This window comes from Pseudomonas sp. FP2335, assembly GCF_030687535.1.
Lineage (GTDB): Bacteria > Pseudomonadota > Gammaproteobacteria > Pseudomonadales > Pseudomonadaceae > Aquipseudomonas.
On sequence record NZ_CP117437.1, the window covers coordinates 1749071 to 1775462 of the forward strand.

25 protein-coding genes and 1 pseudogene are annotated in these 26392 nt (G+C 58.8%); 10 read left to right on the forward strand and 16 right to left on the reverse strand.

The window, feature by feature from the left end; genetic code table 11:
• Positions 1-17: 17 nt before the first annotated feature.
• Positions 18-203 (forward strand): annotated as a pseudogene (locus PSH81_RS27465) (hypothetical protein); the annotation flags it as partial.
• A gap of 195 nt (positions 204-398) precedes the next feature.
• Positions 399-1019 carry an adenylyl-sulfate kinase gene (cysC, locus tag PSH81_RS07770; protein WP_305392270.1) on the forward strand — a complete coding sequence of 207 codons (621 nt, stop codon included), beginning with the start codon at positions 399-401 and terminating at the stop codon, positions 1017-1019.
• Between the two features lie 359 nt (positions 1020-1378).
• Here cysC and PSH81_RS07775 read toward each other — a convergent pair whose 3' ends face one another.
• The 3 genes from PSH81_RS07775 to PSH81_RS07785 all read right to left on the reverse strand — a co-directional run bounded on the left by PSH81_RS07775 (position 1379) and on the right by PSH81_RS07785 (position 4472).
• Complete coding sequence (locus PSH81_RS07775) at positions 1379-2218, reverse strand: hypothetical protein (protein ID WP_305392271.1); 840 nt, start codon at positions 2216-2218, stop codon at positions 1379-1381.
• A 142-nt stretch (positions 2219-2360) separates the two neighbouring features.
• Complete coding sequence (locus tag PSH81_RS07780) at positions 2361-3548, reverse strand: MFS transporter (protein ID WP_305392272.1); 1188 nt, start codon at positions 3546-3548, stop codon at positions 2361-2363.
• Positions 3549-3836: 288 nt separating this feature from the next.
• Positions 3837-4472 carry a Wzz/FepE/Etk N-terminal domain-containing protein gene (locus PSH81_RS07785; RefSeq protein ID WP_305392273.1) on the reverse strand — a complete coding sequence of 212 codons (636 nt, stop codon included), beginning with the start codon at positions 4470-4472 and terminating at the stop codon, positions 3837-3839.
• A 497-nt stretch (positions 4473-4969) separates the two neighbouring features.
• On the opposite strand from PSH81_RS07785, the gene mqo reads away from it, so the two are divergent.
• A complete protein-coding gene (gene mqo, locus PSH81_RS07790) occupies positions 4970-6616 on the forward strand; it encodes a malate dehydrogenase (quinone) (RefSeq protein WP_192298653.1) in 1647 nt (548 codons plus the stop codon).
• Positions 6617-6701: 85 nt separating this feature from the next.
• On the opposite strand, the gene PSH81_RS07795 is transcribed toward mqo, so the two are convergent.
• Positions 6702-7373, reverse strand: coding sequence for an NADPH-dependent F420 reductase (locus PSH81_RS07795; protein WP_226455336.1), 672 nt, complete (start codon positions 7371-7373; stop codon positions 6702-6704).
• 99 nt (positions 7374-7472) lie between these two features.
• On the opposite strand from PSH81_RS07795, the gene PSH81_RS07800 reads away from it, so the two are divergent.
• The gene (locus PSH81_RS07800; protein ID WP_305392274.1) at positions 7473-8399 is read left to right on the forward strand and encodes a LysR family transcriptional regulator; all 927 of its coding nucleotides are present in this window, start codon (positions 7473-7475) and stop codon (positions 8397-8399) included.
• A gap of 88 nt (positions 8400-8487) precedes the next feature.
• Positions 8488-8817, forward strand: coding sequence for a hypothetical protein (locus PSH81_RS07805; RefSeq protein WP_226455338.1), 330 nt, complete (start codon positions 8488-8490; stop codon positions 8815-8817).
• Between the two features lie 8 nt (positions 8818-8825).
• Here the strand turns inward: PSH81_RS07805 and PSH81_RS07810 are convergent, their stop codons facing one another.
• The 5 genes from PSH81_RS07810 to PSH81_RS07830 all read right to left on the reverse strand — a co-directional run bounded on the left by PSH81_RS07810 (position 8826) and on the right by PSH81_RS07830 (position 12441).
• Complete coding sequence (locus PSH81_RS07810; protein WP_192298657.1) at positions 8826-9200, reverse strand: hypothetical protein; 375 nt, start codon at positions 9198-9200, stop codon at positions 8826-8828.
• 71 nt (positions 9201-9271) lie between these two features.
• On the reverse strand, positions 9272-9667 hold the full coding sequence (locus PSH81_RS07815; protein ID WP_305392275.1) for a PIN domain-containing protein: 396 nt from the start codon (positions 9665-9667) through the stop codon (positions 9272-9274).
• Positions 9664-9921 (reverse strand): AbrB/MazE/SpoVT family DNA-binding domain-containing protein, encoded by a 258-nt coding sequence (locus PSH81_RS07820; RefSeq protein WP_226455440.1) that lies wholly within the window; start codon positions 9919-9921, stop codon positions 9664-9666. The genes PSH81_RS07815 and PSH81_RS07820 overlap by 4 nt, the downstream gene beginning before the upstream one ends.
• 172 nt (positions 9922-10093) lie before the next feature.
• Complete coding sequence (ppnN, locus tag PSH81_RS07825; RefSeq protein ID WP_226455340.1) at positions 10094-11467, reverse strand: nucleotide 5'-monophosphate nucleosidase PpnN; 1374 nt, start codon at positions 11465-11467, stop codon at positions 10094-10096.
• Between the two features lie 149 nt (positions 11468-11616).
• Positions 11617-12441 carry an aspartyl/asparaginyl beta-hydroxylase domain-containing protein gene (locus PSH81_RS07830; protein WP_226455341.1) on the reverse strand — a complete coding sequence of 275 codons (825 nt, stop codon included), beginning with the start codon at positions 12439-12441 and terminating at the stop codon, positions 11617-11619.
• 308 nt (positions 12442-12749) lie between these two features.
• Here PSH81_RS07830 and fabV point away from each other — a divergent pair, with 308 nt between their 5' ends.
• Positions 12750-13946, forward strand: a complete 1197-nt coding sequence (gene fabV, locus PSH81_RS07835) for an enoyl-ACP reductase FabV (RefSeq protein ID WP_192298662.1) — start codon at positions 12750-12752, stop codon at positions 13944-13946.
• Between the two features lie 75 nt (positions 13947-14021).
• Here the strand turns inward: fabV and PSH81_RS07840 are convergent, their stop codons facing one another.
• Entirely contained in the window at positions 14022-15257 is a 1236-nt protein-coding gene (locus tag PSH81_RS07840; protein WP_226455342.1) for a CyaA/EF/ExoY family adenylyl cyclase toxin, read from the reverse strand.
• A gap of 293 nt (positions 15258-15550) precedes the next feature.
• Here PSH81_RS07840 and PSH81_RS07845 point away from each other — a divergent pair, with 293 nt between their 5' ends.
• Complete coding sequence (locus tag PSH81_RS07845) at positions 15551-16174, forward strand: HAD family phosphatase (RefSeq protein ID WP_226455343.1); 624 nt, start codon at positions 15551-15553, stop codon at positions 16172-16174.
• Here PSH81_RS07845 and PSH81_RS07850 read toward each other — a convergent pair.
• Positions 16171-17076 (reverse strand): LysR family transcriptional regulator, encoded by a 906-nt coding sequence (locus PSH81_RS07850; RefSeq protein WP_192298665.1) that lies wholly within the window; start codon positions 17074-17076, stop codon positions 16171-16173. The genes PSH81_RS07845 and PSH81_RS07850 overlap by 4 nt on opposite strands.
• Positions 17077-17179: 103 nt before the next feature.
• On the opposite strand from PSH81_RS07850, the gene PSH81_RS07855 reads away from it, so the two are divergent.
• Entirely contained in the window at positions 17180-18349 is a 1170-nt protein-coding gene (locus PSH81_RS07855) for an aspartate aminotransferase family protein (RefSeq protein WP_305392276.1), read from the forward strand.
• Here the strand turns inward: PSH81_RS07855 and punR are convergent, their stop codons facing one another.
• Positions 18350-19270 carry a DNA-binding transcriptional activator PunR gene (punR, locus tag PSH81_RS07860; protein ID WP_226455345.1) on the reverse strand — a complete coding sequence of 307 codons (921 nt, stop codon included), beginning with the start codon at positions 19268-19270 and terminating at the stop codon, positions 18350-18352. It abuts the gene before it with no gap.
• A gap of 122 nt (positions 19271-19392) precedes the next feature.
• Here punR and punC point away from each other — a divergent pair, with 122 nt between their 5' ends.
• Entirely contained in the window at positions 19393-20577 is a 1185-nt protein-coding gene (gene punC, locus PSH81_RS07865; RefSeq protein ID WP_305392277.1) for a purine nucleoside transporter PunC, read from the forward strand.
• A gap of 145 nt (positions 20578-20722) precedes the next feature.
• On the opposite strand, the gene PSH81_RS07870 is transcribed toward punC, so the two are convergent.
• Both PSH81_RS07870 and PSH81_RS07875 read right to left on the reverse strand, forming a co-directional pair.
• Positions 20723-21556: a nucleoside-binding protein gene (locus PSH81_RS07870; protein WP_192298669.1), complete on the reverse strand. Its 834-nt coding sequence runs from the start codon at positions 21554-21556 to the stop codon at positions 20723-20725.
• 143 nt (positions 21557-21699) lie between these two features.
• A complete protein-coding gene (locus PSH81_RS07875) occupies positions 21700-22647 on the reverse strand; it encodes a LysR family transcriptional regulator (protein WP_305392278.1) in 948 nt (315 codons plus the stop codon).
• 172 nt (positions 22648-22819) lie between these two features.
• On the opposite strand from PSH81_RS07875, the gene PSH81_RS07880 reads away from it, so the two are divergent.
• Positions 22820-24322, forward strand: coding sequence for a nucleobase:cation symporter-2 family protein (locus PSH81_RS07880; protein ID WP_226455349.1), 1503 nt, complete (start codon positions 22820-22822; stop codon positions 24320-24322).
• 99 nt (positions 24323-24421) lie between these two features.
• Here PSH81_RS07880 and PSH81_RS07885 read toward each other — a convergent pair whose 3' ends face one another.
• The gene (locus PSH81_RS07885; protein ID WP_305392279.1) at positions 24422-25354 is read right to left on the reverse strand and encodes a proline iminopeptidase-family hydrolase; all 933 of its coding nucleotides are present in this window, start codon (positions 25352-25354) and stop codon (positions 24422-24424) included.
• Positions 25355-25448: 94 nt separating this feature from the next.
• Positions 25449-26213 carry a LuxR family transcriptional regulator gene (locus PSH81_RS07890; protein WP_192298673.1) on the reverse strand — a complete coding sequence of 255 codons (765 nt, stop codon included), beginning with the start codon at positions 26211-26213 and terminating at the stop codon, positions 25449-25451.
• Between the last annotated feature and the right edge of the window lie 179 nt (positions 26214-26392).

Below are 26392 nucleotides of genomic sequence, written 5' to 3' on the forward strand. Positions count from 1 at the left end.
CAATGTAGCAACTGGAAATGGGCACGATCACAGCACGTAAGCGCAAGGACAACTCGACAGCCTACGCGGCGCAGATACGGATCAATCGGGATGGCAAGACAGTTTATCAGGAAAGCCGAGCCTTCGATTGTAAGCCGGTCGCCCAGGCCAGGGCTAAGCGACGGGAGACCGAGCTGGCTCAGCCAGGTGAGTTGGGCCATGCAGCGCTGAACAGCCAGAGTTGGTGGAGTACGCGCAGCCCACGCCTTTCCAGCCGAATATCTATCTGGGTATTTGGAAGAAGTTTTGGCTGACCGCCTGGTGCAGTGACGTCGAGGTTTGCCGGCTACAATAAAACGTTGCCGAGTGGAATGCTCGGGCGGACATAATCAATGTGTTGTGAGGCGCTAGACTATTTTATGAATTCGCCGGTCAATAACCAGAGTTTGACTTCTGTCAGCCACCATGTGAGCCAGGCTGAGCGCGCCCATTACATGGGGCATCCCGGCGCCGTGCTTTGGTTCACTGGGCTCTCCGCCTCTGGCAAGTCGAGTCTGGCGATGGCGTTGGAGGCTCACCTGTTGAGGTCGGGTTACGCGTGCTACACCCTTGACGGGGATAATGTCCGCAAGGGGCTTAACGCCAATTTGGGCTTTTCAGAAGACGATAGAACAGAAAATATTCGCCGGGTAAGTGAAGTGGCGGCCCTGTTCGCCGATGCGGGCATGATTTGCATCACGGCGTTTATTTCACCCTATCGTGAGGGGAGGGCGCGTGCGCGTGCCGTCGCCTGCAACACTTCGTTTCATGAGATCTACATAGCGGCAGACTTGGCAACCTGTGAGATGCGTGACCCCAAGGGACTATACCGCAAGGCCAGGGCCAAAGAGCTTCGCGATTTTACCGGTATAGACGCGCCTTACGAGCCGCCGCTGGCCCCTGATCTGATCATCGACACCGCTGGCCAGACGTTTGAGCACAGCTTGGGTCGACTGATTGAATATGTGGACGAACATATCCTGCCTGGAACTGACAAGTAATCAGCCGCTTCACGCACAGGACAAACTGAGTTCAATGAGTGTTACTGCCCCGTCATCAGAAGAACAGCCGACGTGTATTGAACCCGATGTTTTTAAACGATGCCTAAAAGCCTGAAGTGTCCGTGGATATCGCCGACTATAAAGTCTCGACCCGTTTTGTTGGGATTAAACGATTGGACTTGGTACATGCTGAGTGATTTTATGAGTTGATATTCAGGTCTGAGACTATCGCTTGGCCGGGATTTTGATAAAAAGTCCTGGGGGCAACATACCCTATAAGGCCGCTGTAAACCCCATGCTTGCGGCGCTGCCGTCACTGAATCCGTACCCTGCTGCCGGATGGCATTAGGGTTTTGGCCTCACCCTGTAGTCACCGTGCCCTTATGAAAAATCTCCCGTCTGGCTCGGCGGCTTATATTTTCATACTTGCTTGCTGCATAGATGCTGTCGAATCGACGATGATCGATATCGCCATATTTGCTCAGCTCGTCCATGACGAGTTGGTCGTATTCCTGTTCGATCACAAAGCGGAAGACTTCCCGGCGATAATAGAACCCGAATTGAAACGCTAATACTTCGGCCAAGTAGTCCGTCGGAGTGAGGAAGCAGTTTTCCAGATCAATTGCCTTTGCGGGGCGTGCGTCGTCAAAATTGATCATCACGTTGTTTGCCCAGAAGTCCATATGCACGATGCCTTTTTCGTGCAGGGCGCGAAGCAGGTCGAATGACCGCGTGATCAGGCTGCGGATGTCGCGGCTCTGGTTTAGCCACTCGAGACCATTGAGATGGTCATCGAGCATTTCGGTGAAGATAAAAAACTCCTGGATCAAGCCAATCGCCGATTTCCTGTAGCCAAAGCCCAGCAAGTTGGCGACGGGGGCCCCGCGTTTCTGTGCGCCGTAGGTGTTGATGACTTCTTCGACCGGCCAATCGAACGCGCCGTCGCGCTTGGCACGTCCGAGGGTCACTCTCAATTTTGGCTTGAGGCTGTCGAGGGGTTGAAACTTGGCAAAAAGGTCGCTTTCCATGCCTTGAAGCGGGGCGCTGATGCGGTGCGGTAGCTGGTGTCGGCTGTCGATCAGACTCTGGATCGCCAACTCGACACTGCTATCTGTTTCTTGTGTCAGAAAAATCCTGGCGTTGCGGTGGTCGAGTGTTGCTGGAAAGCTCCGAAGCACACCTGGGTCGGGGAAAATCAAAACACGTCCTTGTCATGGAGGAAATATGACGGGAATGTTACACGTGAGGTGCTATTGGATCCAACCTGAACCTAACCTGTCTGATAAATAAATAACTATCCGCAGCTGGGCTTTGTTTCATTGACAGGTGCGTCTCGATCGTTTAATCGCCTCCGCGCATCCGCCGGGCTACCAGGTAAAGCCCCAGTCCAATCAAGGCGGTCGCTGCGCCAATGTAGCCGGTGCTGGTCCACCCCAGGCCTGCAGTGATCGCGATCCCGCCAAACCATGGTCCCAACGCATTGGCCAAGTTGAATGCCGCGTGGTTGGACGCCGCCGCCAGGCTTGGTGCTTCGCGGGCAATGTCCATCAGGCGGATCTGCAGCGGTGCTGCCAGTGACACCATGGTGCCGACCAGGCCGATGCCCAGCAACACACCCCAAAGCGATCCGGCAGCGAAAGGGAAGAACACCAGCACGGCCATCGACCACACCAATATCAACCCCACGGCGCGGAACTGCATACGATCGAACAGCTTTCCGCCGGCAATATTGCCGATGATGCCGCCAACGCCAAATGCGGCCAGGCCGAAGGGGATCCACTGAGGCGCGACCTTGGTCACTTCGAGCATGGTCGGGGCCAGATAGCTGAAGACACAGAACATGCCGGCAAAACCGATGGCGCCAATCGACAGGGCCATCCACACCTGGGGTTTGGTGAAAGCGCGCAGTTCCTTGCGTGGGTCGCTGCGCGGTTCGTCATGACGCTCGGGGACGAAGCGCCAGACCAGGGCGATGGTGCAGAGGGCGATCAGGCTCACCAGCGCAAACGCCGAACGCCATCCCAGATGCTGCCCCAGGAAAGTCGCGATTGGATTGCCCAGTAGCATGGCCAGAGTCAAGCCCATCATTACGCGCGCGACGGCACCGGCGCGCTTGTCCGAGGGCACCATGCTGGACGCTACTACGGCGGCAATCCCAAAGTAAGCACCGTGGGGCAGGCCGCTGACAAAGCGGAACGCCACCAGGGAGCTGAACGTCGGGGTGAAGGCGGTCGCCAGGTTGCCCAAGGCATAAAGGCCCATCAGCAATAGCAGCATATGTTTGCGCAATAGCCTGGCGCCAAGGATTGCCAGCAGCGGGGCGCCGACCATTACGCCCAGGGCATACGCGCTGATCGCATGGCCCACCTGGGGTTCGCTCAGGTGCAGGTTGCTGGCGATGTCGGGCATCAAGCCCATGATCGCAAATTCGCCGGTACCAATCGCGAAGCTGCCGACGGCCATCGCCGCTTCCATTTTGGCGGCGCTGCGCGCGGGCAGTACGTGCCCAGGTGTTTGTTGGGTGGACATGGGATGCTCTGTTCTCAAGGGGCGCAAGGTAAGCCGGTGATGCTAAAGAACGTCAAGGGAGGCGTCTAGGAAAGGCTTTTCACGCCAGAGCTCAGGGCTTTCAGGTGCTTGGCGTTCAGGTGTGGTTTGGTCCGTAGAATGCGCAGGGTAGAAGAGTCGTTAGTGAGTGGTGGCGCAGGGATTTCATACGATCGCTCGAACCCTCGATGAGTGTTTAATACAAACCGCTGCGAATGCGCTGATTGTTTTTAAATAGTGGTTCTTATGGTCTGTCCAGCATTAATAGTGTTAGTCGCGATTCGTACGCTCATAATGAGATTTGAGCAGGGGTAGTAAGGCCAATAAACACCCTACTAATAGTCCCAGGAAAATACCCGCTACCAAATACGGTGTTATGGCTTTTGCGTTTTTTATTTTGACTTTACCCAGGGTGTTGAATGCCCTGAGGCTGTGATCAACCGTCAGGGACGGTAGGCTGAGGGCAAGGGCCTGTGTGTTGGCGGTATCCAATATCGATTTCAGTTTCGATATAGCCAGTTCTTTTGAGTTTGCCTTGAACGACGCCAGATGGACGTAGGGTTGGGGTGTGCCCACGATGTCAACCTTGTTGGCTGTCATGATGCCCATGGCGATGTAGTACACATCGTCCTGGATCGAGCTGTAGAGCTTGATTTCTATCGGTTGTGTCGTCGAGACGGGCACTGTTTCGGTGCTGCGCACTTCTCTGTACATACTCAACAACGAGCCTTTGGTGATATAGCTGCTGGCAACCCATTTAGGGGGTGAAAAGTAAAACGCAGCCAACGCAATCACTACTCCAATCACGACGGCTATAATTATTTTTATTTTATTTTTCCATAAGGCATGGATGAACGGCAGGAGATCTATTTCATCATCGTTGTATTGATTATTCGGCTTCGTCATGCTTCTCACGAGAGATCCTTTTTAATACGTTTCGATGATTGTAGATTAGTTAAATGCATTTGCTGTTACAGCGTTACCGGACAATGACAACATCGATTGTGGCGGGAGGCGAAAGGTTCCGATCTGCTCCGGTCTGGCGTTTCCTCCGGTAGCCCGCCGATGTCGGGATTCGACCGCTGAGTCCACATCAGACGCCCCATCCTCCTCGGGCATGATATTCTGCGCGCCATCTTGGTCTGAGCTTTCCTCGGCACGTACACCCGAATACGTGCCGGCGGATGACTGTCGCCGAGGTAGCTGAAGCCAATAATGATAAGAAGTCAGCGCAGAAGGGACATAAAAGTGAGGTCGATACGTCGGCCTTGTGTGCCCACCCTGCGGTCCTGAAGTGAATGTGCAAACCCTACCTCGCGGTGCGTTGCCTGGCGCAGCATGAAGGAGGGTTGCCCATGATTAGGGGCAGTGGGGCGGATGGCGTTTTATCATAGGTGCTACTGATGTTTAAGAAAGTAAACACTGCCCTGCTGGGGCTGGCTTTGTCGATGGGGATCACGTCCGTTCACGCGGAAGAGGCAAAGAAAGTCGATGTGCTGCTGATCGGCGGCGGCATCATGAGTGCAACCCTGGGTGTATGGCTCAATGAGCTGGAGCCGGGTTGGTCGATGGAGATGGTCGAGCGCCTCGATGGCGTCGCCGAAGAAAGCTCCAACGGCTGGAACAACGCGGGTACCGGTCACTCGGCTCTGGCTGAACTGAACTACACCCCGGAAGACAAGAACGGCAACGTTGAGATCCCGAAAGCGGTCGAAATCAACGAAGCATTCCAGATCTCCCGTCAGTTCTGGTCCTGGCAGGTCCAGCAGGGCGTGCTGAAGAACCCACGTTCGTTCATCAACACCACTCCGCACATGAGCTTTGTGTGGGGCGATGACAACATCAAGTTCCTCAAGAAGCGTTACGAAGCCCTGCAAGCCAGCCCGCTGTTTGCCGGCATGCAGTACTCCGAAGACCCGGCGCAGATCGCCAAGTGGGTCCCGCTGATGATGGAAGGGCGTGACCCGAACCAGAAAATCGCGGCTACCTGGAGCCCGCTGGGTACTGACATGAACTTTGGCGAAATCACGCGCCAATTCGTCGCTCACCTGCAAACCACGCCCAAGTTCGACCTGAAACTGTCGAGCGAAGTGCAGGACATCACCAAGAACGCCGACGGTTCGTGGCGTGTCAGCTACAAAAACCTGAAAGACGGTACCAAGACCGAAACCGACGCCAAGTTCGTGTTCATCGGCGCGGGCGGCGGTGCACTGCACCTGCTGCAAAAATCCGGCATTCCTGAAGCCAGGGAATACGCTGGCTTCCCGGTAGGTGGTTCGTTCCTGGTGACCGATAACCCAACCGTGGCCGAGCAGCACCTGGCCAAGGCCTACGGCAAAGCGTCGGTTGGCGCGCCACCGATGTCGGTTCCGCACCTGGACACCCGCGTGCTGGATGGCAAGCGCGTGATCCTGTTTGGCCCATTCGCGACCTTCTCCACCAAGTTCCTGAAGGAAGGTTCGTACCTGGACCTGCTGACCAGCACCACCACCCACAACATCTGGCCAATGACCAAAGTCGGTATTCGTGAATACCCGCTGGTCGAGTACCTTGCCGGCCAACTGATGCTGTCGGATGACGACCGCTTCAAGGCGCTGCAAGAGTACTTCCCGAACGCCAAGAAAGAAGACTGGCGCCTGTGGCAAGCCGGTCAGCGCGTGCAGATCATCAAGCGTGACGAAGAGCAGGGCGGCGTCCTGAAACTGGGCACCGAAGTGGTCAGCTCTGCCGACAACACCATTGCAGGCTTGCTGGGTGCATCGCCGGGCGCGTCCACCGCGGCTCCGATCATGCTGACCGTGCTGCAGAAAGTGTTCAAGGACAAGGTTGCGACCCCTGAGTGGCAGGCCAAGCTGCACCAGATCGTACCGAGCTATGGCACCAAGCTGAACGACAGCCCTGAAGCGGTTGCCAAGGAATGGGCCTACACCGCTGGTGTCCTGCAACTGCCGACACCGCCTGTGATCCCACAAAGCGCTGCGCCAAAGGCTGTCGAGGCTGCAAAGCCTGCGGCTGAGCCGAGCAAGCCGGCGTCTGACCTGGCGTTGTAAGAAACAGCTGTGGTCCCACGGACCACGCTGAAACAAAAAAGCCCGCTGAACCGGCAACGGTCAGCGGGTTTTTTTTGTGCGCAGGTTACCCGTGGGTGCGAACCCGCTCGACTGCAGGCAATTCCACCGTTCGCTCGGCTGCGGCCAGCGCCGCCTTCAAGGCGTGCTGGTCCAACCGGACACAATAGGCCGGTTTGGCCCGCTCAAATCGCCAGCTTTCATCCAGCCCACCGGCATCCACCGCGTCGAAACCCAACTCATCAAGCAATCGGATCACTTGCGCCTTTGCCGCTGCATCATCCGCAGCCACTGGCAGCGCACGGCGGTCGGTGGCGCCGTGAGGGCGCGCATCCTGGGTCAGCTCCGGCGCAAAGATCGCATTGAACACCTTCACTACGTGCGCGTGTGGCAGATGGTCGGCGAGCAGCCGGCTGGTGGTGGTTTCAAAACGGTCCAGCACCGGGATGTGCCCGTCGCGCTGCGGATAGTAATTGTTGGCATCCATCACCGTCTTGCTTTCCAGCCATTGCGGGAGCACGGCGCGATAGTGCTCCAGGGGGATCGCTATGAGCACCAGTTCGCCGAACTTGGCGGCGTCTTCCGCGCGGCCGACTTGAACACCGGGTATGCCGCTGAGCACGCTGCTCATGGTTTGTGGGCCACGGGAGTTGCTCAACATCACCTCGTGCCCGGCAGCCAGGGCCAACTGGGCAACAGCGCGCCCGATGAATCCTGCTCCAATAACGCCAATGTTCATGTCCTTGCTCCAGTGAATTGCGGGAGTGGTTATGATGATTGGCAACCATTTGGTGATAAATGATCGTTCTGGTGTCGCTGTTGTTACTGGGAGTAGGGAATGATGGACCGTCTTACAAGCATGAAGGCTTTCGTGATGGCTGCCGAATCAGGCTCCTATGCCCGTGCGGCCGAGCGCTTGAACATGTCGGCACAGATGGTCGCCAAACACGTCGCGGCACTTGAGCAACGTCTCGGTGCCCGCCTGCTCAACCGCACCACGCGGCGGCAAAGCCTAACGGAGTTGGGTAGTGCGTACTACGAGCGTTGCAAACATATCCTGACGGAGGCTGATGCCGCCGACTCGCTGGCGCAGATCATGAACGACACGCCGCGCGGCAAGCTGAAAGTCACTGCGCCGGTGACGTTTGGTTCCTACAGCCTGATGCCCTTGATCACCCAATTTCTACGCGACCACCCGGATGTGGAAATCGACCTGCACCTGACCGACCGATTCGTCGATCTGGTGGAGGAGGGTTACGAGGTGGCATTTCGCATTGGCCCCCTCGCGACCACCGGCCTCACCGCGCGACCACTTGCGCCTTATCGTCTGGTGGTTTGCGCGGCACCCGCTTACCTCTCAGCGAGAGGTCTACCGCTGACGCCGGCAGACCTTGAGCACCACGAATGCCTGGGCTACGCCTTTTGGTCTCGCCCGGCGGATCGCGAGTGGGTTTTTCACCAGGGCGCGACGTCGTACACCGTGCCGGTTGCCAGTCGTTTGCGGATCAACGAAAGCAGGGCCCTGATGTCCGCTGCGCTGGATGGTTTTGGTATCGTCCTCGGCCCGGAAGATTTCTTGCGTGTGGCGTTGGCCAAGGGCGAGTTGGTCCGGGTACTGCCTGACTTCGATGCGCCAAGTCGGCCGATGCATCTGGTCTATACCGCCAACCGGCAGCGTACGGCCAAGCTGCGGCGATTTGTCGAGGCCGTGTTGCAGCGTTTCGGCGGTGATGGGTTCAGCAACCCGACAGACACGACCTGTTAAAAATACTTCAGGCCAAGCAGGAGCGTGGCTGCAGCAAGGGGGGATTTTGTCGGTGCAGGTGTAGGGCGATGACGCCCGAGGGGTTTGTATGTTGCTACGTTATGCGGCATTGGCGGCGGTGGTCGTCGCGGCATCCGGGTGTGTGCAAGAGCGTGTCGTGCATGAACGCAGGCCGGTTCAGCGTGAATACGTCGAGGTGATTGCCCCGCAGCCGCCGCCCGTGCAGGTGATCGAAGTCGAGCCGCCAGTCCGTTATGGCTACGTATGGTCGCGCGGTTACTGGCGTTGGGCGGGTGGGCGTTACGTTGCGGTTCACGGCCATTGGGAGCCGGTGCGCGAGGGGTATCGCTACGTGCATCCGCATTGGGTGCAACGTAGTGATGGTTACCACTGGCAGGGTGGTGGCTGGGTGCGTTGAGCCCCAGGCTAGCTCGGCTTCTTGATACCCAGCAGCCGAACTTCCCGCAATAGCGCGGCACCGAGCTGATCGGTGCCCAGTTCCTTGTAACCCACCGCCTTGATCTCGCCGTTCTCTTCCGCCTGGATGATGATCACCGGCGTTTCCTTGCCGGTGGTTTCGTCGACATGCATCGCGTACTGCGGAATATCCAGCTTGATCGGCGTACCCGCCGCTTCACCTTTCACATTGATAAGAAACGCCGCACAACCCGTATCGACGTCCGCACTGGTGGCGGAGCGGCCACTGACAAAGCAGGTTTGTGGGAGGTCGGGCCAGATGATGGTGTTGGCGCTGGCCAAGGGCGATGCAATGCTCAGGATTGCGAGAAGAAGCGTACGCACGTGGGTCTTTCTCTCGATCAACGTTGAACGGGATTTTTACCAAAGCCTCAATGTCGTCGCAACACTACGGTTCAGCCCAGTCGTTTCATGCCAGGTGCCTTGGCTGCTTCAATGTCAAAGGTGGCCGTGTACTCACACCCCGCCGCGTGGCCGCAGCGTTCGATCAGGCAGTCGGCAAAATCGGCTTTGTTCGCGCTGAAGCGGCGCAGTGCCTGCCAGATGATCTCGGCATGCTCGAGGGTGATTTCACGGGTGCGCAAAAGCGTTTCCAGCACCGTCACCACCTCCTGCTTGAGGCATTGGTAGCAACTTTGCAGAACCCACACCAGTTCAACTACCGACACCAGGCTGACAAAGCCCGGCGACAGGGTGGTGAGCGATTCGATCAGCGCGGATGCCTTGGGCGATTGCACAGGGTCATCCTGGGTGACATAGCGCACCAGCACATTGGTATCCAGGCCGATCATCGCGCTTTTGCCCCTTGCGCCGCGATGGCGCGGCTCATGTCGTCAAGGGACACGGGTTTGGCGGGTTTGCGGATCAGGCCCTTGAGGTCATGCACGGTTTTGCTCGCCGCAATCAGCGAGAACTGGCCGTCTTCCATTTCGACAAATTCCACGCGGTCGCCTGTTTCCAGGCCCAGGGCGGTCCTGACCTGAACGGGAATAGTGATTTGCCCTTTTGAGGTAAGTGTGGCGGTTGCCATAGTGAGAATCTCCATGGTGATATTCCTTACCTTAGGGTAAGGAATTATGGAGGACAAGATCCGTTGGTCCATAGGTTGCGCCTCGTGCAGTGTGTGAATCGGAATAACTGAACCCTAGTCCGATTCACCGCATCAGCACGCCCGGCAACGTGGCCAAAGCGCTACAACGTATGACCAACTGATGGCGTTATTGCACCACGCGGTAACACGGCACATACGCCGCGCCGCCCGGCAACTTCATGCGGTGCTGGGCGACGAATGCCTGCAACAGCTCGTCCAGCGGTTTCATGATCGCCGCATCGCCGTGGATCTCGTACGGGCCGTTCTCTTCGATCAGGCGGATGCCTTTGTCCTTGACGTTGCCCGCCACAATGCCCGAGAACGCGCGGCGCAGGTTGGCCGCCAACTCATGGGGCGGCAGCGCATGGCTCAGTTGCAGGCTGGCCATGTTGGCGTGGGTCGGGTCGAAGGGGCGCTGGAAACCTTCATCGATCTTCAGCAGCCAGTTGAAGTGAAACGCGTCGTTGCGCTCGCGACGGAACTGTTTCACTGCCTTGAGCCCGGCCGTCATCTGGCGGGCCACTTCGGCCGGGTCGTCGATGATGATCTGGTAGTGCGCCTGCGCCGCTTCGCCAAGAGTTGCTCCGACGAACGCGTGCAGTTGCTGCAGGTATGGCGCGGCGTGTTTCGGCCCGGTGAGGATGACCGGAAACGGCAGGTCCTTGTTGTCCGGGTGCATCAGGATGCCCAGCAGGTACAGGAACTCTTCGGCCGTCCCGGCGCCGCCCGGGAAGATGATGATGCCGTGGCCGACACGTACGAAGGCTTCCAGACGTTTTTCGATGTCCGGCAGGATCACCAGTTCGTTGACGATCGGATTCGGTGCTTCCGCCGCAATGATGCCAGGCTCGGTCAGGCCCAGGTAGCGCCCGCCGGTAATCCGTTGTTTGGCGTGGGAAATGGTCGCGCCTTTCATCGGACCTTTCATCACGCCCGGGCCGCAGCCGGTGCACACATCCAGGCTGCGCAGTCCCAGTTCGTGGCCGACTTTCTTGGTGTATTTGTATTCTTCGGTGTTGATCGAGTGCCCGCCCCAGCACACCACGATCTTAGGCTCGACACCGGGGCGCAGCGTACGGGCGTTGCGCAACAGGTGGAACACGTAGTCGGTGATGCCCTGGGAGTTGCTCAGGTCGATGCGCTGGCTGTCCAGCTCGTTCTCGGTGTAGACGATGTCGCGCAGGGCGCTGAACAGCATTTCGCGGGTGCTGGCGATCATTTCGCCATCGACGAACGCGTCGGCTGGCGCGTTCAGCAGTTCCAGGCGCACGCCGCGGTCCTGCTGGTGGATGCGCACTTCAAAATCTTTGTAGGCGTCGAGGATGGTCTTGGCGTTGTCGATATGCGCGCCGGTGTTGAGGATCGCCAGGGCGCACTGGCGGAACAGGGTGTAGATACTGCCGGTGCCGGCTTCGCTCAGTTGTTGCACTTCACGTTGAGACAGGGTTTCGAGGCTGCCCTTGGGGCTGACGGAGGCATTGATGACTTGACGTTGGGGCATTCTGATTCCTTGAAAGCGCAGCCATCGCACCCCCATGGGCTGCGATGGCTAGAGAAGAATGGGCGCCGAACTCGGTCGCACGAGACGGATATTTACCTCAGGCCCAAGGCCGAGTGCAAACACCGTCCCGCACCATCATGCCGCAGAACTTACTGAATCAGCTTCCAGTTTTTGTAGAAAACCCGACGCAGGGTAAAGACCATCCCGGCAAACCCCGCGATCACGGCCTTGAGCACCGAAGGCAGCGGCGTTGGTCGCACGATGTCGATAAACAGGCAGTAGCGCTTGGCGTCGTTTTTATTGAAGGATGCGTGCATCAACGTGTCATCGAAAATAAACAGTGGATCGTCGTGCCAGTAATGTTTGTGCTGGCCCACCTGGATGTACACGCCCTCGTGATGGGGGGCAGGTGCCATGTTGTAAAGCACACGAAACATCATGCGCAGCGGGCCGAAGTGAAAGGAGGTCGAACGGTTTTCGTTGAATACCGATACGCCGACGGTCTTCACGAATGGCAGTTTTTCCCGCAGTTTCGGGATGTCCAGCGTGGTTTCGATTGGGCGTCCGTACCACTGGAAAAACAACATGCCGCGTTTTTTCTCGGCCATGCGTTCATCCAGGTAACCGATGATTTCACCCTTGTGGGCCATGGCCTCATCGATCACTTGCTGCAAGTCTTCGCGCCAGGCGGGCGGCAGGTCGTGCATCGTATAAACGTGGCGATTGCGCGAGCTCAACAGGTCGAACAGCGTGTTGAACGGCGCCAGCAGCCAGGTGTTGCGGCCGCTGCCGATAAAGTATTTCTTGATGGTGGGGGCGTCATACAGCCCATTGCGCAGGAAGTCGTAGATCCCACAGACCAGTACCAGGCCAAGAAACACCGCGGTGGTCAGGGGGAACAGGCAAATGATCAGCAAAACGCCGAGTATCCAGGCGATCGACACCGCTTTTTTGCGTAGGGCAGACGTGTTCATGCAGCTCAGCTCCGGCAGGACGCCATTCGACAGGTCCGTATCCGTGGCCGCGAGTGGTGGGGTTTGAAACATGTTGAAACAATCGCGCCATGATAAGGCGTCCGGTGCCGCAGAGTCGTTTTAAATATTGCAAAATTGTGAAGGCTTTACACAGTTTTTCACCGGATATGGGTTTTACCGATTGGATTTTGTAAACAGAAGATTTGCGACTATCGTGACGCTTCGGTTTTTCGGACGTCATAGACCGGTACGATTGAAGTTGAATGGCCACCACTGGCCATCGACCCCTTGGAAGAGGCAGAAATTTTATGATCATCAAACCGCGGGTTCGTGGCTTTATCTGTGTGACCGCTCACCCTGTTGGCTGTGAAGCGAACGTCAAGGAACAGATCGACTACGTGACCCAACACGGCGCCATCGAAGGCGGCCCCAAGAAGGTGCTGGTCCTCGGCGCCTCCACCGGCTACGGCCTGGCCGCGCGCATCAGTGCTGCGTTTGGCTGCGGCGCCGACACCCTGGGCGTGTTTTTTGAGAAAGAGGGCGAAGAAGGCAAGCTCAGCTCCGCCGGTTGGTACAACAGCGCTGCATTCGAAAAGTTTGCCGTCGAGAAAGGCCTGTACGCCAAGAGCATCAACGGCGACGCGTTCTCCGACGAGATCAAGCGCCTGACCATCGAGACCATCAAGAAAGACCTGGGCAAGATCGACCTGGTGGTCTACAGCCTGGCCGCACCACGCCGCACCGATCCAAAAACCGGTGAAGTGTACAACTCCACCCTCAAGCCGATCGGCAAGGCTGTGACCCTGCGGGGTATCAACACCGACAAGGGCGTGGTGGTCGATACCACCCTTGAGCCTGCGACCCAGGAAGAAATCGCCGGCACCGTCAAAGTGATGGGCGGTGAAGACTGGCAGCTGTGGATCGACGCCCTGCGTGACGCCGACGTTCTGGCCGAAGGCGCCAAGACCACCGCGTTCACCTACCTCGGTGAAAAGCTGACCCAGGACATCTACTGGAACGGCTCCATCGGCGAAGCCAAGAAAGACCTCGACAAGAAAGTCCTGACCCTGCGCGACAACCTTGCTGCGCTGAAGGGCGATGCCCGTGTGTCGGTGCTCAAGGCCGTGGTTACCCAGGCCAGCTCGGCAATCCCGATCATGCCGCTGTACCTGTCGCTGCTGTTCAAAGTGATGAAAGAGCAGGGCACCCACGAAGGTTGCATCGAGCAGGTCTACGGCCTGTTCAAGGACAGCCTGTACGGCAGCCAGCCGAAACTCGACGCCGACGGCCGCCTGCGTGCCGACCTGGCCGAGTTGGAGCCGAAGGTCCAGGACGCCGTGGCAGCATTGTGGGATCAGGTGACCGATGACAACGTCGACGAGATCAGCGATTTCGCCGGCTACAAGGCTGAATTCCTGCGCTTGTTCGGCTTCGAGGTCGAGGGCGTGGACTACGACGCTGATGTGAATCCGACCGTGAAAATCAATGGTCTTGTCTCTGCATAAATAGGTGTCGGGGTCGACAACAGCAGCCTCAATCGCCGTGTCATGAGGCTGCTGTCTTGTTTGCGCCTCACAGCGTCAGCCTTGGCCAAAGGCTGACGCCAACCGTCCTTGGGCCTGGACGAAGCCAGAGCGCTTGATACTGTTCACTTCGCTTTCCCAAAGTGGATTCAGGGGCACGTGATAGCCGCTGTCCTTGGCTGTTCTTATCAGTTCAGCCATCTCTTTGCGGTCGTTGATGATGCAGATTTCGTCATATCGCCCTAGCCGGGTCGGCAGGAAGAATGTTGCCGGGTAATTGGCGGCAACGTCCGTCGCAGGGCTGCCAGAGTCCGCATTGTGGTGAACCACCCGCTCTCCATCACCGACCAACTGGTGATTGATCAGCTTTATCATGTCCGTTATTCGCTGTGTGGCGTTGCCCAGGTCGAAGTCTTCCTTTCGATAGAAATGTTCGGTGTCTTCATAGTCTGCGCGTAACGCTTCGGGCACCTCGAACACCGACGGGTCTGGTTGTTGCTGTCTGTAGCGATCAATTCTCTGCGTGAAAACACTGTGCGCAATATCGGGCACCGGGATCTTATCCTGTGATCCGAAATCGCTGAGGTGGGGCGCGACCATGTGCAGGTCATAGTCGGCTGTCAACGCCTTGCCTGTTTCGGATTTGGCCAGGACTTCGACGGGTTTGTCCTTATGGGTAATGGCATAGCTGTCTTCTGTTGGCGCTGTGCGCTTGCCTTCGAATGCATACACCTCCTGGCTTGGCGCTCTGGCGTTGAAACGCAGCGTGCCGTCCTGCTCGTTCACGGCCAGCTGAGTGATCTGACCGAGTTGTATCAACTCGCCGAGGCGGTTGCGTGAGAGCTTCAAGGGGATCGCAACCGCATGCTTGTCCTTTATGCATTCCTCGACTTGTCTATTGGCTCGCGCAACCTTTTCGGGCTCGCAGACCTTGAACTTTTCAAGCTTGCTGAAGGCCTGGTCCTTGCAGATCAGGCCCGCTTGCGGCCCCCAGTTGGCGCTTTTTCCCTTGATATGATAGTCCTTGGTGGGATGCCCGTTCTCAATCAATCCGGTAGCGACCGCTTCCACGGGGCGTACGCCGATGATGGAGTTGGTCTGCGCCGCAATCCTCTGCAAGGGCACAAGGTGGCTCGGGACTATTCCGGTCTTTCCTCGGACACGTTCGAACGCCGCGTATACCGGATCATTCATGTCTTGGAGGGGGCCAGCCGGTTGATGGGGTAGGGTGTGTTGCAAAGTGTTCAAGCTCAGCGCAGAAGGTGAAATAGCCGAGGTGAGTAAACCGGTCATTGAATTGCTCCACTTCGTGTTCGTCGGGACGTTGGATGTTCCCTTCCAGCCCAAAGCGCTCCTTCGGTCACGTAGGAAACACTAGAGCAACTGTTATTTTGTTGGGAGAAGTGAGTGTTACTAACGATTTGAAAAAGAAGCGCAGAGGAAGTGTTCAAGGCCGTAATACAAGGGGCATAGCTCTGTATTCTGTTCATGTGCCGTGAAATTATCAGAACAGTCGTACGCATGTTTGCTTGCCGGGGCGTGCCATGCGCATGGGAGACTGGCGTATCACACTAACGGAGGTGGGTATGGCTATTCGTGCAGTAGTTTTTGATTTTGGCGGTGTCCTGTTCGATTGGAACCCGCACCACCTGTACCGCAAGCTGATTGCCGATGACCACGAACGGCAATGGTTCCTCGACAATATCTGCACCCAAGCCTGGAACACCGAGCAGGACGCCGGTCGCAGCCTGGCGGACGGCACCCGCAGCCTGATCGAGCAATTTCCCCAGCATGAACGCCTGATCCAGGCCTATTACGAGCGTTGGCACGAGATGCTGCGTGGCTCCTTGCCCGAAGGCGTGGCGATTCTCAAGGCATTGCACCAGGCCAGCATGCCGTTGTTCGGGCTGACCAACTGGTCTGCCGAGACCTTTCCCTATGCGCGGGCCAACTACCCGTTCCTGCAGTGCTTTCGCGACATCGTCGTGTCAGGCGAATTGAAACTGATCAAGCCCGATGCGGCGATCTATCAGGCAAGCCTTGGCCAGGTCCGCGCGCACTTGCCGGATATTCAGCCCGCTGAAGTCGTGTTTATCGATGATGTCGCCGGCAATATTGACGCCGCCGTCGCCCTCGGTTGGCAAGGCATTCACCATGTGTCGGCCGAGCACACCGCAGCGCGGTTGCGTGAGTTGGGAGTGGGCTTCTAGCGCGCCCACTTTTCCATGGCGAAATCGACGAATGCTCGCAGTTTGGGCAGGCGGTAACGGTCCTGGCCGTACAGCAAATGCATGGGGCGACTGGGCAGTTGGTAGGCCGTCAGCAAGGCCACCAGTTTTCCCTCCTGCAAGTCGGGCTGCACCAGGGCATCTGGCAGCATGACGATGCCCATGCCTTGCACGGCTGCCTGGCGCAAGGCCTGGGAGCTGTTGATGGTCAGCGAGCCGGACACCGGGATTTCCACTTCGCCTGCCGCGCCGCTCATGCGCCACAGCTTGTCGGCGTTGCGCCAATCGTCGGTGGACGGGTAGGCGAACGCCAGGCAGTCATGTTGCTGCAAGTCTTCGGGAGTCTGTGGTGTGCCACGTCGCGCCAGGTAGCCCGGTGAGGCGCAGAGGGTGATGGTGTAATCCTGCATCGGCCGGGCGATCAGGCTTGAGGGTTCCAGTTCGCCCAGGCGGATGGCCACGTCGAAGCCGCTGTCGACCATGTCCATGCGTTGATTGCTGAGCACCACATACAGCTTGATCAGCGGGTAGCGTTGGGAGAATTCGCTCAAGGCCGGGGCCAGGCGCTCGGTGCCGAAGGCGGGTGGGGCGGTGATGCGCAAGGTGCCTTTGGGCACATCACTGTGGGCTTGTTCGGCGAGTTGTTCGGAGTCGGCCACCAGCCCCAGCACTTCCAGGCAACGCTGGTAATACTGCCCGCCGAATTCCGTGAGGCTCTGTTTGCGAGTGGTGCGCTTGAGCAGGCTGACGCCCAGGCGTTGCTCCAGGGCGCGCAGGTGATTGCCGACCATGGTGGTCGACATCCCGCAGGCCTGGGCGGCGGCGGTCATGCTGCCGGCTTCCACTACTTTCACGTAAACCGACATCGCCTGGAACAGGTCCATTATCAATCCCTGGTTTAAAGTTATTGCAGGAAAGCGCAGTTTATCCAGCTCAGGTGGCTAACGATACTGTTGGCATCACAATGAAGCACTGGAGCCTGACACCATGACCGCCGCCTGCCTGATGAGCACTTATCAACCCTTGGCCCTGAGCTTTACCCGCGGCCTGGGCACGCGCCTATGGGACCAACAGGGCCGCGAATACCTGGACGCAGTGGCGGGCGTGGCCGTGACCAACGTCGGGCATTCCCATCCAAAATTGGTGACAGCCATCAGCGAACAGGCGGGTTTGCTGCTGCACACTTCCAACCTCTACAGCATCGACTGGCAGCAACGGCTGGCCCAGCGCCTGACCCGACTGTCCGGCTTGGACCGCGCATTCTTCAACAACTCGGGGGCCGAAGCCAACGAGACGGCGTTGAAGCTGGCGCGTTTGCATGGCTGGAAAAAAGGCATCGAAGAGCCTCTGGTGGTAGTCATGGAAAACGCTTTCCACGGCCGCACCCTTGGCACCATGGCCGCCAGCGATGGGCCATCGGTACGCCTGGGCTTCCAGCGTTTGCCAGGGGATTTTCTCAAGGTGGCTTTTGGGGACCTGGCGGCGATAGAAGCCATCACCCAAACGTTCGGCACGCGTATCGCAGCGGTACTGTTGGAACCCATCCAAGGTGAAAGTGGCGTACTGCCTGCACCGCCGCGTTACCTGCAAGCCCTGCGCGATCACTGTACGCGCCACGGTTGGCTGCTGATGCTCGACGAAATCCAGACCGGCATTGGCCGCACGGGGCGTTGGTTTGCCTTCAAGCATGAAGGCATCGTGCCGGATGTGATGACCCTGGCCAAAGGCCTCGGCAATGGCGTGCCGATTGGTGCCTGCCTGGCGCGCACGGCGGTGGCGCAACTGTTCACGCCCGGCAGCCACGGCAGCACGTTTGGTGGCAACCCGCTGGCCTGCCGCGTGGGCTGCACCGTGCTGGAGATTATTGAGGAGCAAGGCTTGCTGCAGAACGCCGCGCAACAGGGCGAACGCTTGCTGGCGCGGCTGCGCGTGGAGTTGAGCGAGCATCCGCAAGTGTTGGCGATTCGCGGGCAGGGCCTGATGATCGGTATCGAACTGGCCAGCCCTTACCGCGACCTGGCCCAGCGTGCAGCCCAGGAGCATGGCCTGTTGATCAACGTGACGCGGGGCAAGGTCATCCGTTTGCTGCCGCCGCTGACGCTGGAGGCGAAAGAGGTCGAGATGATCGTGCGAGCCATCACCCGCCTACTGAATTGATCACAGGGTGAGTGTGGGCCCATTGAGCCATTCCTGGTTCAGGGTCTCGGTGTCTCCGAGGTATTCCAACAGCCACGCCATCGCCGGCGACAGTTTGTTCGGCGCCCAGGCCACGCACGAAGGGCTGGCCGGAAACGGCCGGGTCAGTTGCAGCGCCACCAACTCGCCGCGCTCGATCCATGGCGATACCTGATGCGCCGGCGCCATGCCGATACACAGGCCGTCGCGCAGGCAATCAATTGCCGACGGCCAATTCGGCACCACCAGCCGCCGCTGATTATCCAGGGTCCAGGTGTCGCGCTTGGGCAGATTGCGCGAGGTATCGGTCATGCACAGCGAGGCGAAGGGCCGCAGTTGATCGTCACTGAGCAGGCCTTCTACCGCCGCCAGCGGATGCTGTGCACTGACCACGCACAGCCAATTCAACAGCCCCATGTCGCGAAAGGTGAAATGGCTGGCCACGGGCACCGCACTGGTGGCGCCGATCACGATGTCGGTGCGTTCGTCCGCCAGGGCATCCCACACGCCGTTGTACACCTCGTATTCCAGCAGCAGTTCCACCTCGGGAAATTGGCGATAGAAATCCAGCACCAATTGCCGACAACGTTGGGGTTTGACGATGGAATCCACCGCGACTTTCAACTGGCCGCTCCAACCGTTGGCCACCTGCTGGCACATGCGCCGGGTGCCGAGCATTTTTTTCATGACCCCACGGGTTTCGTCGACGAACAGTCGGCCGGCCGCAGTCAGCTCGACATCACGGTGGCGCCGCACAAACAACGGCACGGCCAACCACTCCTCTATCTGACGCACCGTATAGCTGATGGCCGACGGCACGCGGTTCAATTCCTGCGCCGCAGCGCTGAAGCTGCCATGCCGGGCCACCGCATCGACTACATCCAGGGAGTATTCGGACCACATGACGGCTGCCTTCAAAATTATTGATAAGAGTATCCAATTATTATCGCTTCACACAGGAACTGTCAGCTTCATAATAGGCGCCAGTCAGCAAATAGTTTGATGGCAGGATCAACAAGGCTTCGATGAAAAATTCTTTTGGTTTCACTTGGTATCTGGCGGGGCTGAGCATGCTCGGTTACCTCGCCATGGACATGTACTTACCGGCGTTCGGCGCCATGGGCGCGCAGTTGCAGATTGGCGCGGGGGCGGTGGGCGCCAGCTTGAGTATTTTCCTTGGCGGTTTTGCGCTGGGTCAGTTGGTATGGGGGCCGTTGTCCGACCGCCTGGGGCGCAAGCCGATCCTGCTCGCGGGCTTGAGCCTGTTTGTGCTGGGTTGCGCGGGTATGTTCTGGGTCGAGACGGCGGTGCAGTTGCTTGCGCTGCGCTTTATCCAGGCGATTGGCGTGTGTTCCGCCGCCGTGAGCTGGCAGGCGCTGGTGATTGACCGTTATCCGGCCGACAAGGCTCATCGCGTGTTCGCCAGCATCATGCCGTTGATGTCTCTGTCGCCGGCCCTGGCGCCGTTGCTGGGGGCGCTGGTATTGAACCATTTGGGTTGGCAGGCGATCTTCGGGGTATTGCTCGGTGTGTCGCTGCTGCTGTTATTGCCGACATTGTTCTTGCGCACTGTGCCGAAACGTCGGACGCAAAAAAGCGAACCTGTGCGCCTCGGTTATGGCCAGTTGCTCGGTTCCCGCGTGTTTACCGGCAACGTAATGATCTTCGCTGCCTGCTCTGCCAGTTTCTTCGCCTGGCTGACGGCTTCCCCCTTCATCCTTGGCGACATGGGCTACAGCCCGAACGATATTGGCCTGAGCTACGTGTTGCCCACGTTGGCGTTTCTGGTCGGCGGTTATAGCTGCCGCAGCGCCTTGCAGCGTTTCCAGGGCAAGACGCTGTTGCCCTGGTTGTTGGTGGCGTATTGCATCAGCATGTTGGCGTTGTACCTGGTGGCGACGTTGAGCGTGCCGACTCTCACCACGTTGTTGATTCCGTTCTGCCTGATGGCGTTGGTCAACGGTGCCAGTTACCCCATCGTGGTGGCGAATGCACTGATGCCATTTGCCGAAAACTCCGGCAAGGCGGCCGCCCTGCAAAACACCCTGCAACTGGGGCTGTGCTTTCTCAGCAGCTTGCTGGTGTCGTCGCTGATCGACCAGCCGCTATTGATTACTGTGATTGTGATGTTGGCGACCGCGCCGCTGGCGGTGTTGGGTTATTGGCTGGCGCGGCCGAAGGCTGACAATGGCGAACTGGCGAACGTTTGACCTGAAAACTCGATGAAAAAATGTGGGAGCGGGCTTGCTCGCGAATGCGCTAGATCAGTCAATGCTGTTCCAACTGATACACCGCATTCGCGAGCAAGCCCGCTCCCACATTTTGATCCGGTTTCTTCAGTTGCCTGGCGGTAGGCTAAAAGGTGATTTCCATATTCACCGTCGGCGTCGACGTACGACTGCCCCGGCCGCCGTCCACGCCAAACTTGTTGTGCCAATACTCATAACCCACGCCGAGATACAGGTTCGGCTTCACGCTTTTACCCGGGCGCACCGCCACCATCAACGCGCTGCGCATCAGCGCTTCCGGCGCGGTGTCGCGGCCGTGGTAGTCCTCGCCTTTCTCGCCGACGTAGTTGATGAAACCCTGGAATTTCGCCGCATGGTTGGCGATTTCGAATGGGCGCATCCAGGTCAGGTTGAGCATGTAGGTGTCGTCGAAGGTGTGGTTCGACTCCCGCGCGCCAGGGATGCCGGTGTGGTTCTTTTCCTTGTAGTACAAAAGGCTCAGGTCCAGCACACCGACGGTGTTGAACTTCAAGGTCGGGCCAATCACCACCGCACGTTTTTTCGCCGAGGCGAAGTTGTTGTTGCGGTTGGCATCGAAGCCCAGGGTCAGCGCGTAATCCTTGATCAGGCCGGTGCCTAGCGGCACATCAAATACCCGTGAGGCATACAGTTGGTGGCGGTACACCGCATACACCTCGCTGCCGCCATGGTCAGTACCCTTGCGTGGGTCGCTGCTGTCGGAGAGGAACACATCCAGGTTCAGAAAGTTGCTGCCGTACGCGTAACCGCTGGCGTGGGTGAAGCTGTAGATGCGCTTGCTGAATTCGTCGGGGTTGTTCGGATTGGTGAACTGTTGGCCGTAGCGGAATCCTACGCTGTTGTTCATCCATTCCACCGCGACAGCCTCCCCGCCGCCGAGGAGTGCGAGTAAAACGGTTGCGCCGTGCAGTGCCTTTTTCATTGTTTTAGTTCCTTTGGCGTTTGGCTCATGGCGGCCTTGCAGGGGCCGCCGGGCGCAGTATCGACACAAGGCTGGCGCGCACCAAAGAACAGAATCTCGCCTGGGCCGATGCCGAAACGGCAGCAGCCGGGTTGCCTGAGAAGTCAGGAAATACGTGGCGCTGCGCCGGTTTCGTCGCGTTCGCGCAGGGCGATTTCTTCGCCCAACAAATGCGCCAGCGCCTGCACGGCCACCGGCAGGTCGCGTTCCTTGCGTGCATACACGCCCAAATCGCTGAAGATGCCGCCCTGGTCACTCAACGGGATATGCAGCAGTTCGCCGCGCGCCAGGTCGGCCTCGATGCCGATACGGGTCTGGAAGGCGATGCCCAATTGCTGGCGTGCCAGTTGCCGGGCCAGTTCCATCGAGTTGCTGTGCAGCAGGGCTTTGCCGGGTGCTGCGCGTTTGTGCAGCGGCGCGATCAGGTGGTGCACCGACAGCTCGCTCTTGGCCTGGATCACTCCGTGTTCGCAACACTGCCCGTAGCTGACGCAGCTTTCTCCCGCCAACGCGTGCGCCGGTGCCATGAGTGCACCCAAGCGGAAATGGCCGACACACAGCTGGGTGATTTCGCCACTGCGGGGTAGGGCAAATGCCAGCCCCAGATCCGCCTGGCCGTTGATCACCGCGCTGGGGATCGACTGCGAACCCTGCACCGTGACGCCAATCGTGACCTTCGGATAGCGCTCGCGCATGCGCTTGAGTGCGGTGGGCAGCAGTTCGACGGCGGCACCTTCCACCGTGGCGATCTCCACGTGGCCGGTCTGCACACCATGCAAGCCATCCAGTTCGCCGCGCACCCGTTCCACATCCTGCAGCAGCAAGCTGATGTGGCGCGTCAGGATCTCGCCCGCCGCCGTCACGCGCAGGCCGCCGGGCAAACGCTCGAACAATGTTGCGCCCATCTCGTCCTCCAGCTTGAGGATCTGCCGGTTCACCGCCGACGACGCCACGTTCAGGCGCCGCGCGGCTTCGCGGATCGAGTGACAGCGTCGCACCATGTCGAAGTAGTAGATGGCCGGTGCGTGGATGCGCAGTTTGCGGTTGAGCATTTTTTTCAGGTCCTTTTGCGCAGGTGTTCGAGCCACAGGGCAGGGCGGCTGAATGGATTTTTGTAACGGCGATTACCAGCTTGTTGTGAAATTGATTGTATACAACTCTATGGACATCCTCTGTTTCCTTTGCATACAGTGATTGCACAACAAAAACAGAGATCCCCTCACCATGACTATCCCGAAGGCTTCACCGCAGCGGCCTGAAGATGAAAATCTCGGCGTCGCCGCCAACATGGCTTACGGCCTGCAGCATGTCCTCACCATGTACGGCGGCATCGTTGCCGTGCCGTTGATCGTCGGCCAGGCGGCCGGGCTGTCGCCGGCGGACATCGGCTTGTTGATAGCCGCGTCGCTGTTTGCCGGTGGCCTGGCCACGCTGTTGCAAACCCTGGGTTTACCGTTCTTTGGTTGTCAGTTGCCGCTGGTGCAGGGCGTGTCGTTTGCCGGTGTGGCAACCATGGTGGCAATCGTTGGCAGCGACGGCGCTGGCGGGGTGCCAGCGATTCTCGGCGCGGTGATGGCCGCGTCGTTCATCGGGTTGCTGATTACCCCGGTGTTTTCGCGAATTACCAAGTTCTTCCCGCCGTTGGTGACCGGCATCGTCATCACCACCATCGGCCTGACCCTGATGCCCGTTGCGGCGCGCTGGGCCATGGGCGGCAATAGCCGTGCGGCGGATTTTGGCAGCATGTCGAATATCGGCCTGGCGGCGCTGACCCTGGTGCTGGTGCTGTTGTTGAGCAAGATCGGCAGCGCGACCATTTCCCGTCTGTCGATCCTGCTGGCGATGGTGATCGGCACCGTGATCGCGGTGTTCCTGGGCATGGCCGACTTCTCCGGCGTGACCCAGGGGCCGATGTTCGGTTTTCCTACGCCATTCCATTTCGGCATGCCAACCTTCCATGTGGCCGCGATCATTTCCATGTGCATCGTGGTGATGGTGACGCTGGTGGAAACCTCGGCGGACATCCTTGCGGTCGGCGAGATCATCGACACCAAGGTCGACTCCAAGCGCCTGGGCAACGGCTTGCGCGCCGACATGCTGTCGAGCATGTTTGCGCCGATCTTTGGCTCGTTCACCCAGAGCGCCTTTGCGCAGAACGTCGGCCTGGTGGCGGTTACCGGGGTCAAGAGCCGCTTTGTGGTGGCCACGGGCGGGTTGTTCCTGGTGATCCTCGGCCTGCTGCCGTTCATGGGCCGAGTGATTGCGGCGGTGCCCACGTCAGTACTCGGCGGGGCCGGGATTGTGCTGTTCGGCACCGTGGCGGCGAGCGGGATCCGCACGCTGTCGAAGGTTGACTACCGCAACAACATGAACCTGATCATCGTCGCCACTTCCATCGGTTTTGGCATGATCCCGATTGCCGCGCCGAGCTTCTACGATCATTTCCCGAGTTGGTTCGCGACCATCTTCCATTCGGGGATCAGCTCGTCGGCGATCATGGCGATCCTGTTGAACCTGGCGTTCAACCACTTCACGGCGGGTAATTCGGATCAGCAATCGGTGTTCGTGGCGGGGACGGAACGCAGCTTGTGCTTCCAAGATGTGGCGGCGTTGCGTGATGGGGATTACTTCCGGGGCGGGAAATTGTTTGATGCCGAGGGCAAGGAAATCCCGTTGGTGGCGCAGGTGCAGAAGCGCACGGCCATGCCCGAGGCCACCGAGGTTTAAAAATGTGTGCGGGCTTGCTCGCGAAGGCGGTGGATCAGCCAATGAATCTGTTGACTGACACACCGCCTTCGCGAGCAAGCCCGTTCCCACATGTTGAATTCAGCCCGTCTTCAGCGCTTGGTGTTTTACAGAACAGGCGTCATCCAAAAACTTCACCACAGTCCCCATGCAGGCTTGGCGTTCTTCCACATGGGGCATGTGGCTGGAGTCTTCAAACAGTGCCCAGCGCACGTCCGCGATCTCATCCAGGAACGGCTTGACCACCAATGGCGTGGCCTCGTCGTGCCGGCCGGAGATCACCAGGGTCGGCACCTGAATCGCCGACAACCGGCCAATCGACTTCCAGTCCTTCAAGCTGCCGATCACGTGGAATTCGGTCGGGCCGCTCATGGCGTGGTACACCGTGGGGTCTGAGTCGACTTGGGCAAAGGTGCGCGCCACTTCTTCCGGCCACGGGTTGACCCGGCACACGTGCTGGTCATAGAAAATCCGCGAGGCGGCGAGGTATTCCGGGTCTTGGTAGGTGCCGGCGGCTTCGTGCTTGAGCAAGGTTTCGTGCACGCCTTCGGGCAACAGCTTGCGCAGGCGGTTGGCTTCGCTGACCCAGGTGCGCATGCACGTCGGCGAGTTGGCTGGGATAAACGCGCGCAGGCCTTTGGGTTGGCGGATCGCATGTTCACTGCCGAGCATTCCGCCCCAGGACTGGCCGAGGATTGCGTAGTCGTCGCTGATGTTCAGGTGGTCGAGCAGGTTGTCGAGTTCGTCGAGGAACAACTCGACGGTCCAGAACGACGGGTCTTTATCCGGCAAGTGGGTGGAGCGGCCGTTGCCGAGTTGATCGTAGTGGATCACGGCATGGCCGCTGGCCGCGACGTCCTTGAAGGCGTCTACGTAGTCGTGGGTGCAACCGGGGCCGCCGTGGATGATCACCAGCGGCGTGCGGCCGGTGGTCAGGTCGCCGGTAACACGGTACCAAGTCTGGTAGGCGCCAAACGCCGCATACCCTTCGCGGATTTTTTCGATGAATTCCATTTCGTACCCTGCTCGTGAAAAAAAGGATCAGGGACACGATAGTCGGCACGCCAAATTTAGGTAACTAGCAAAACAGCTAGGTTTTACTCTCTGGTCAATCTTCCAGGAGCCGGTAATGGGTGGCACGGACCACCGCTTGCACGCGGTTCTTGGCCCCCAGCTTATGCATCGCCGAGGCCAGGTGCAGGGTCACAACGGCCAGCGAACGGCTCAGTTGCGTGGCAATTTCGGCCGCAGTGAGGCCGTCGGCGGCCCATTTCAGGCACTCGCGTTCGCGTTTGGTCAGGTGAATATGCGGGTAGGTGCGTAGCTCTTTGCTGAACAGCGGGTAGGCCGCTTCCTGCAAGGCGTGGGTAATCAGGCTGAAATCCGCGAGGGTCTGCTGTGCATCCTCCAGTACGCTGCGCGCCTTGCCGATGCGCAAGCCCGTCAACGAGGCGAAACCGCCGCGGGGCAGGTGGATCGGCACGCTGACGCCGCAGGTCAGTTGGCGTTCGTGCAGGTAGGACGAAACAGGAGCATGGCAGGGGTCGATGATCTTTTGCAGGGCCGTCTGGGCTTTTGCCTCGTAGGACCAGACAAACGGCGATACCGTGCTCAAGGCCAGGTGTTGCACCGGGTCGATCTGGTAGAAGCCTTCGCTGCACCACAAGGCGTGCCAGTCTGGTGGGGTGTTGCGCAACTCCAGCACCGAGGGGGTGATCAAGGCGCCGTCGTGATCGATGGGCACCGGGGTGTAGTCGTACACCAGCGCATCGAAACCCAACTGTTGGGCGAGGATAAAGGTGTTGTCCATCTGTTCGTCCAGGCTCCTGCCCGGCATCAGACGATTATTGAAGGCAGTAAGCTTGGCCAGCATCCGTTCTGCTCCCGAATTCATTTGAATCTCGACTTGCGGCAAGTAGAATGCCACGCCCCGGCGAAGGACTGCCAGGCCAAACCTATAAGAAATACTAGGTTATGGACGCACGGCAACCTCGGTAGTGTTGGCCTGATCAACGGCCGCTGCCAGCCAGGCTGATACCACACAAGGAACGT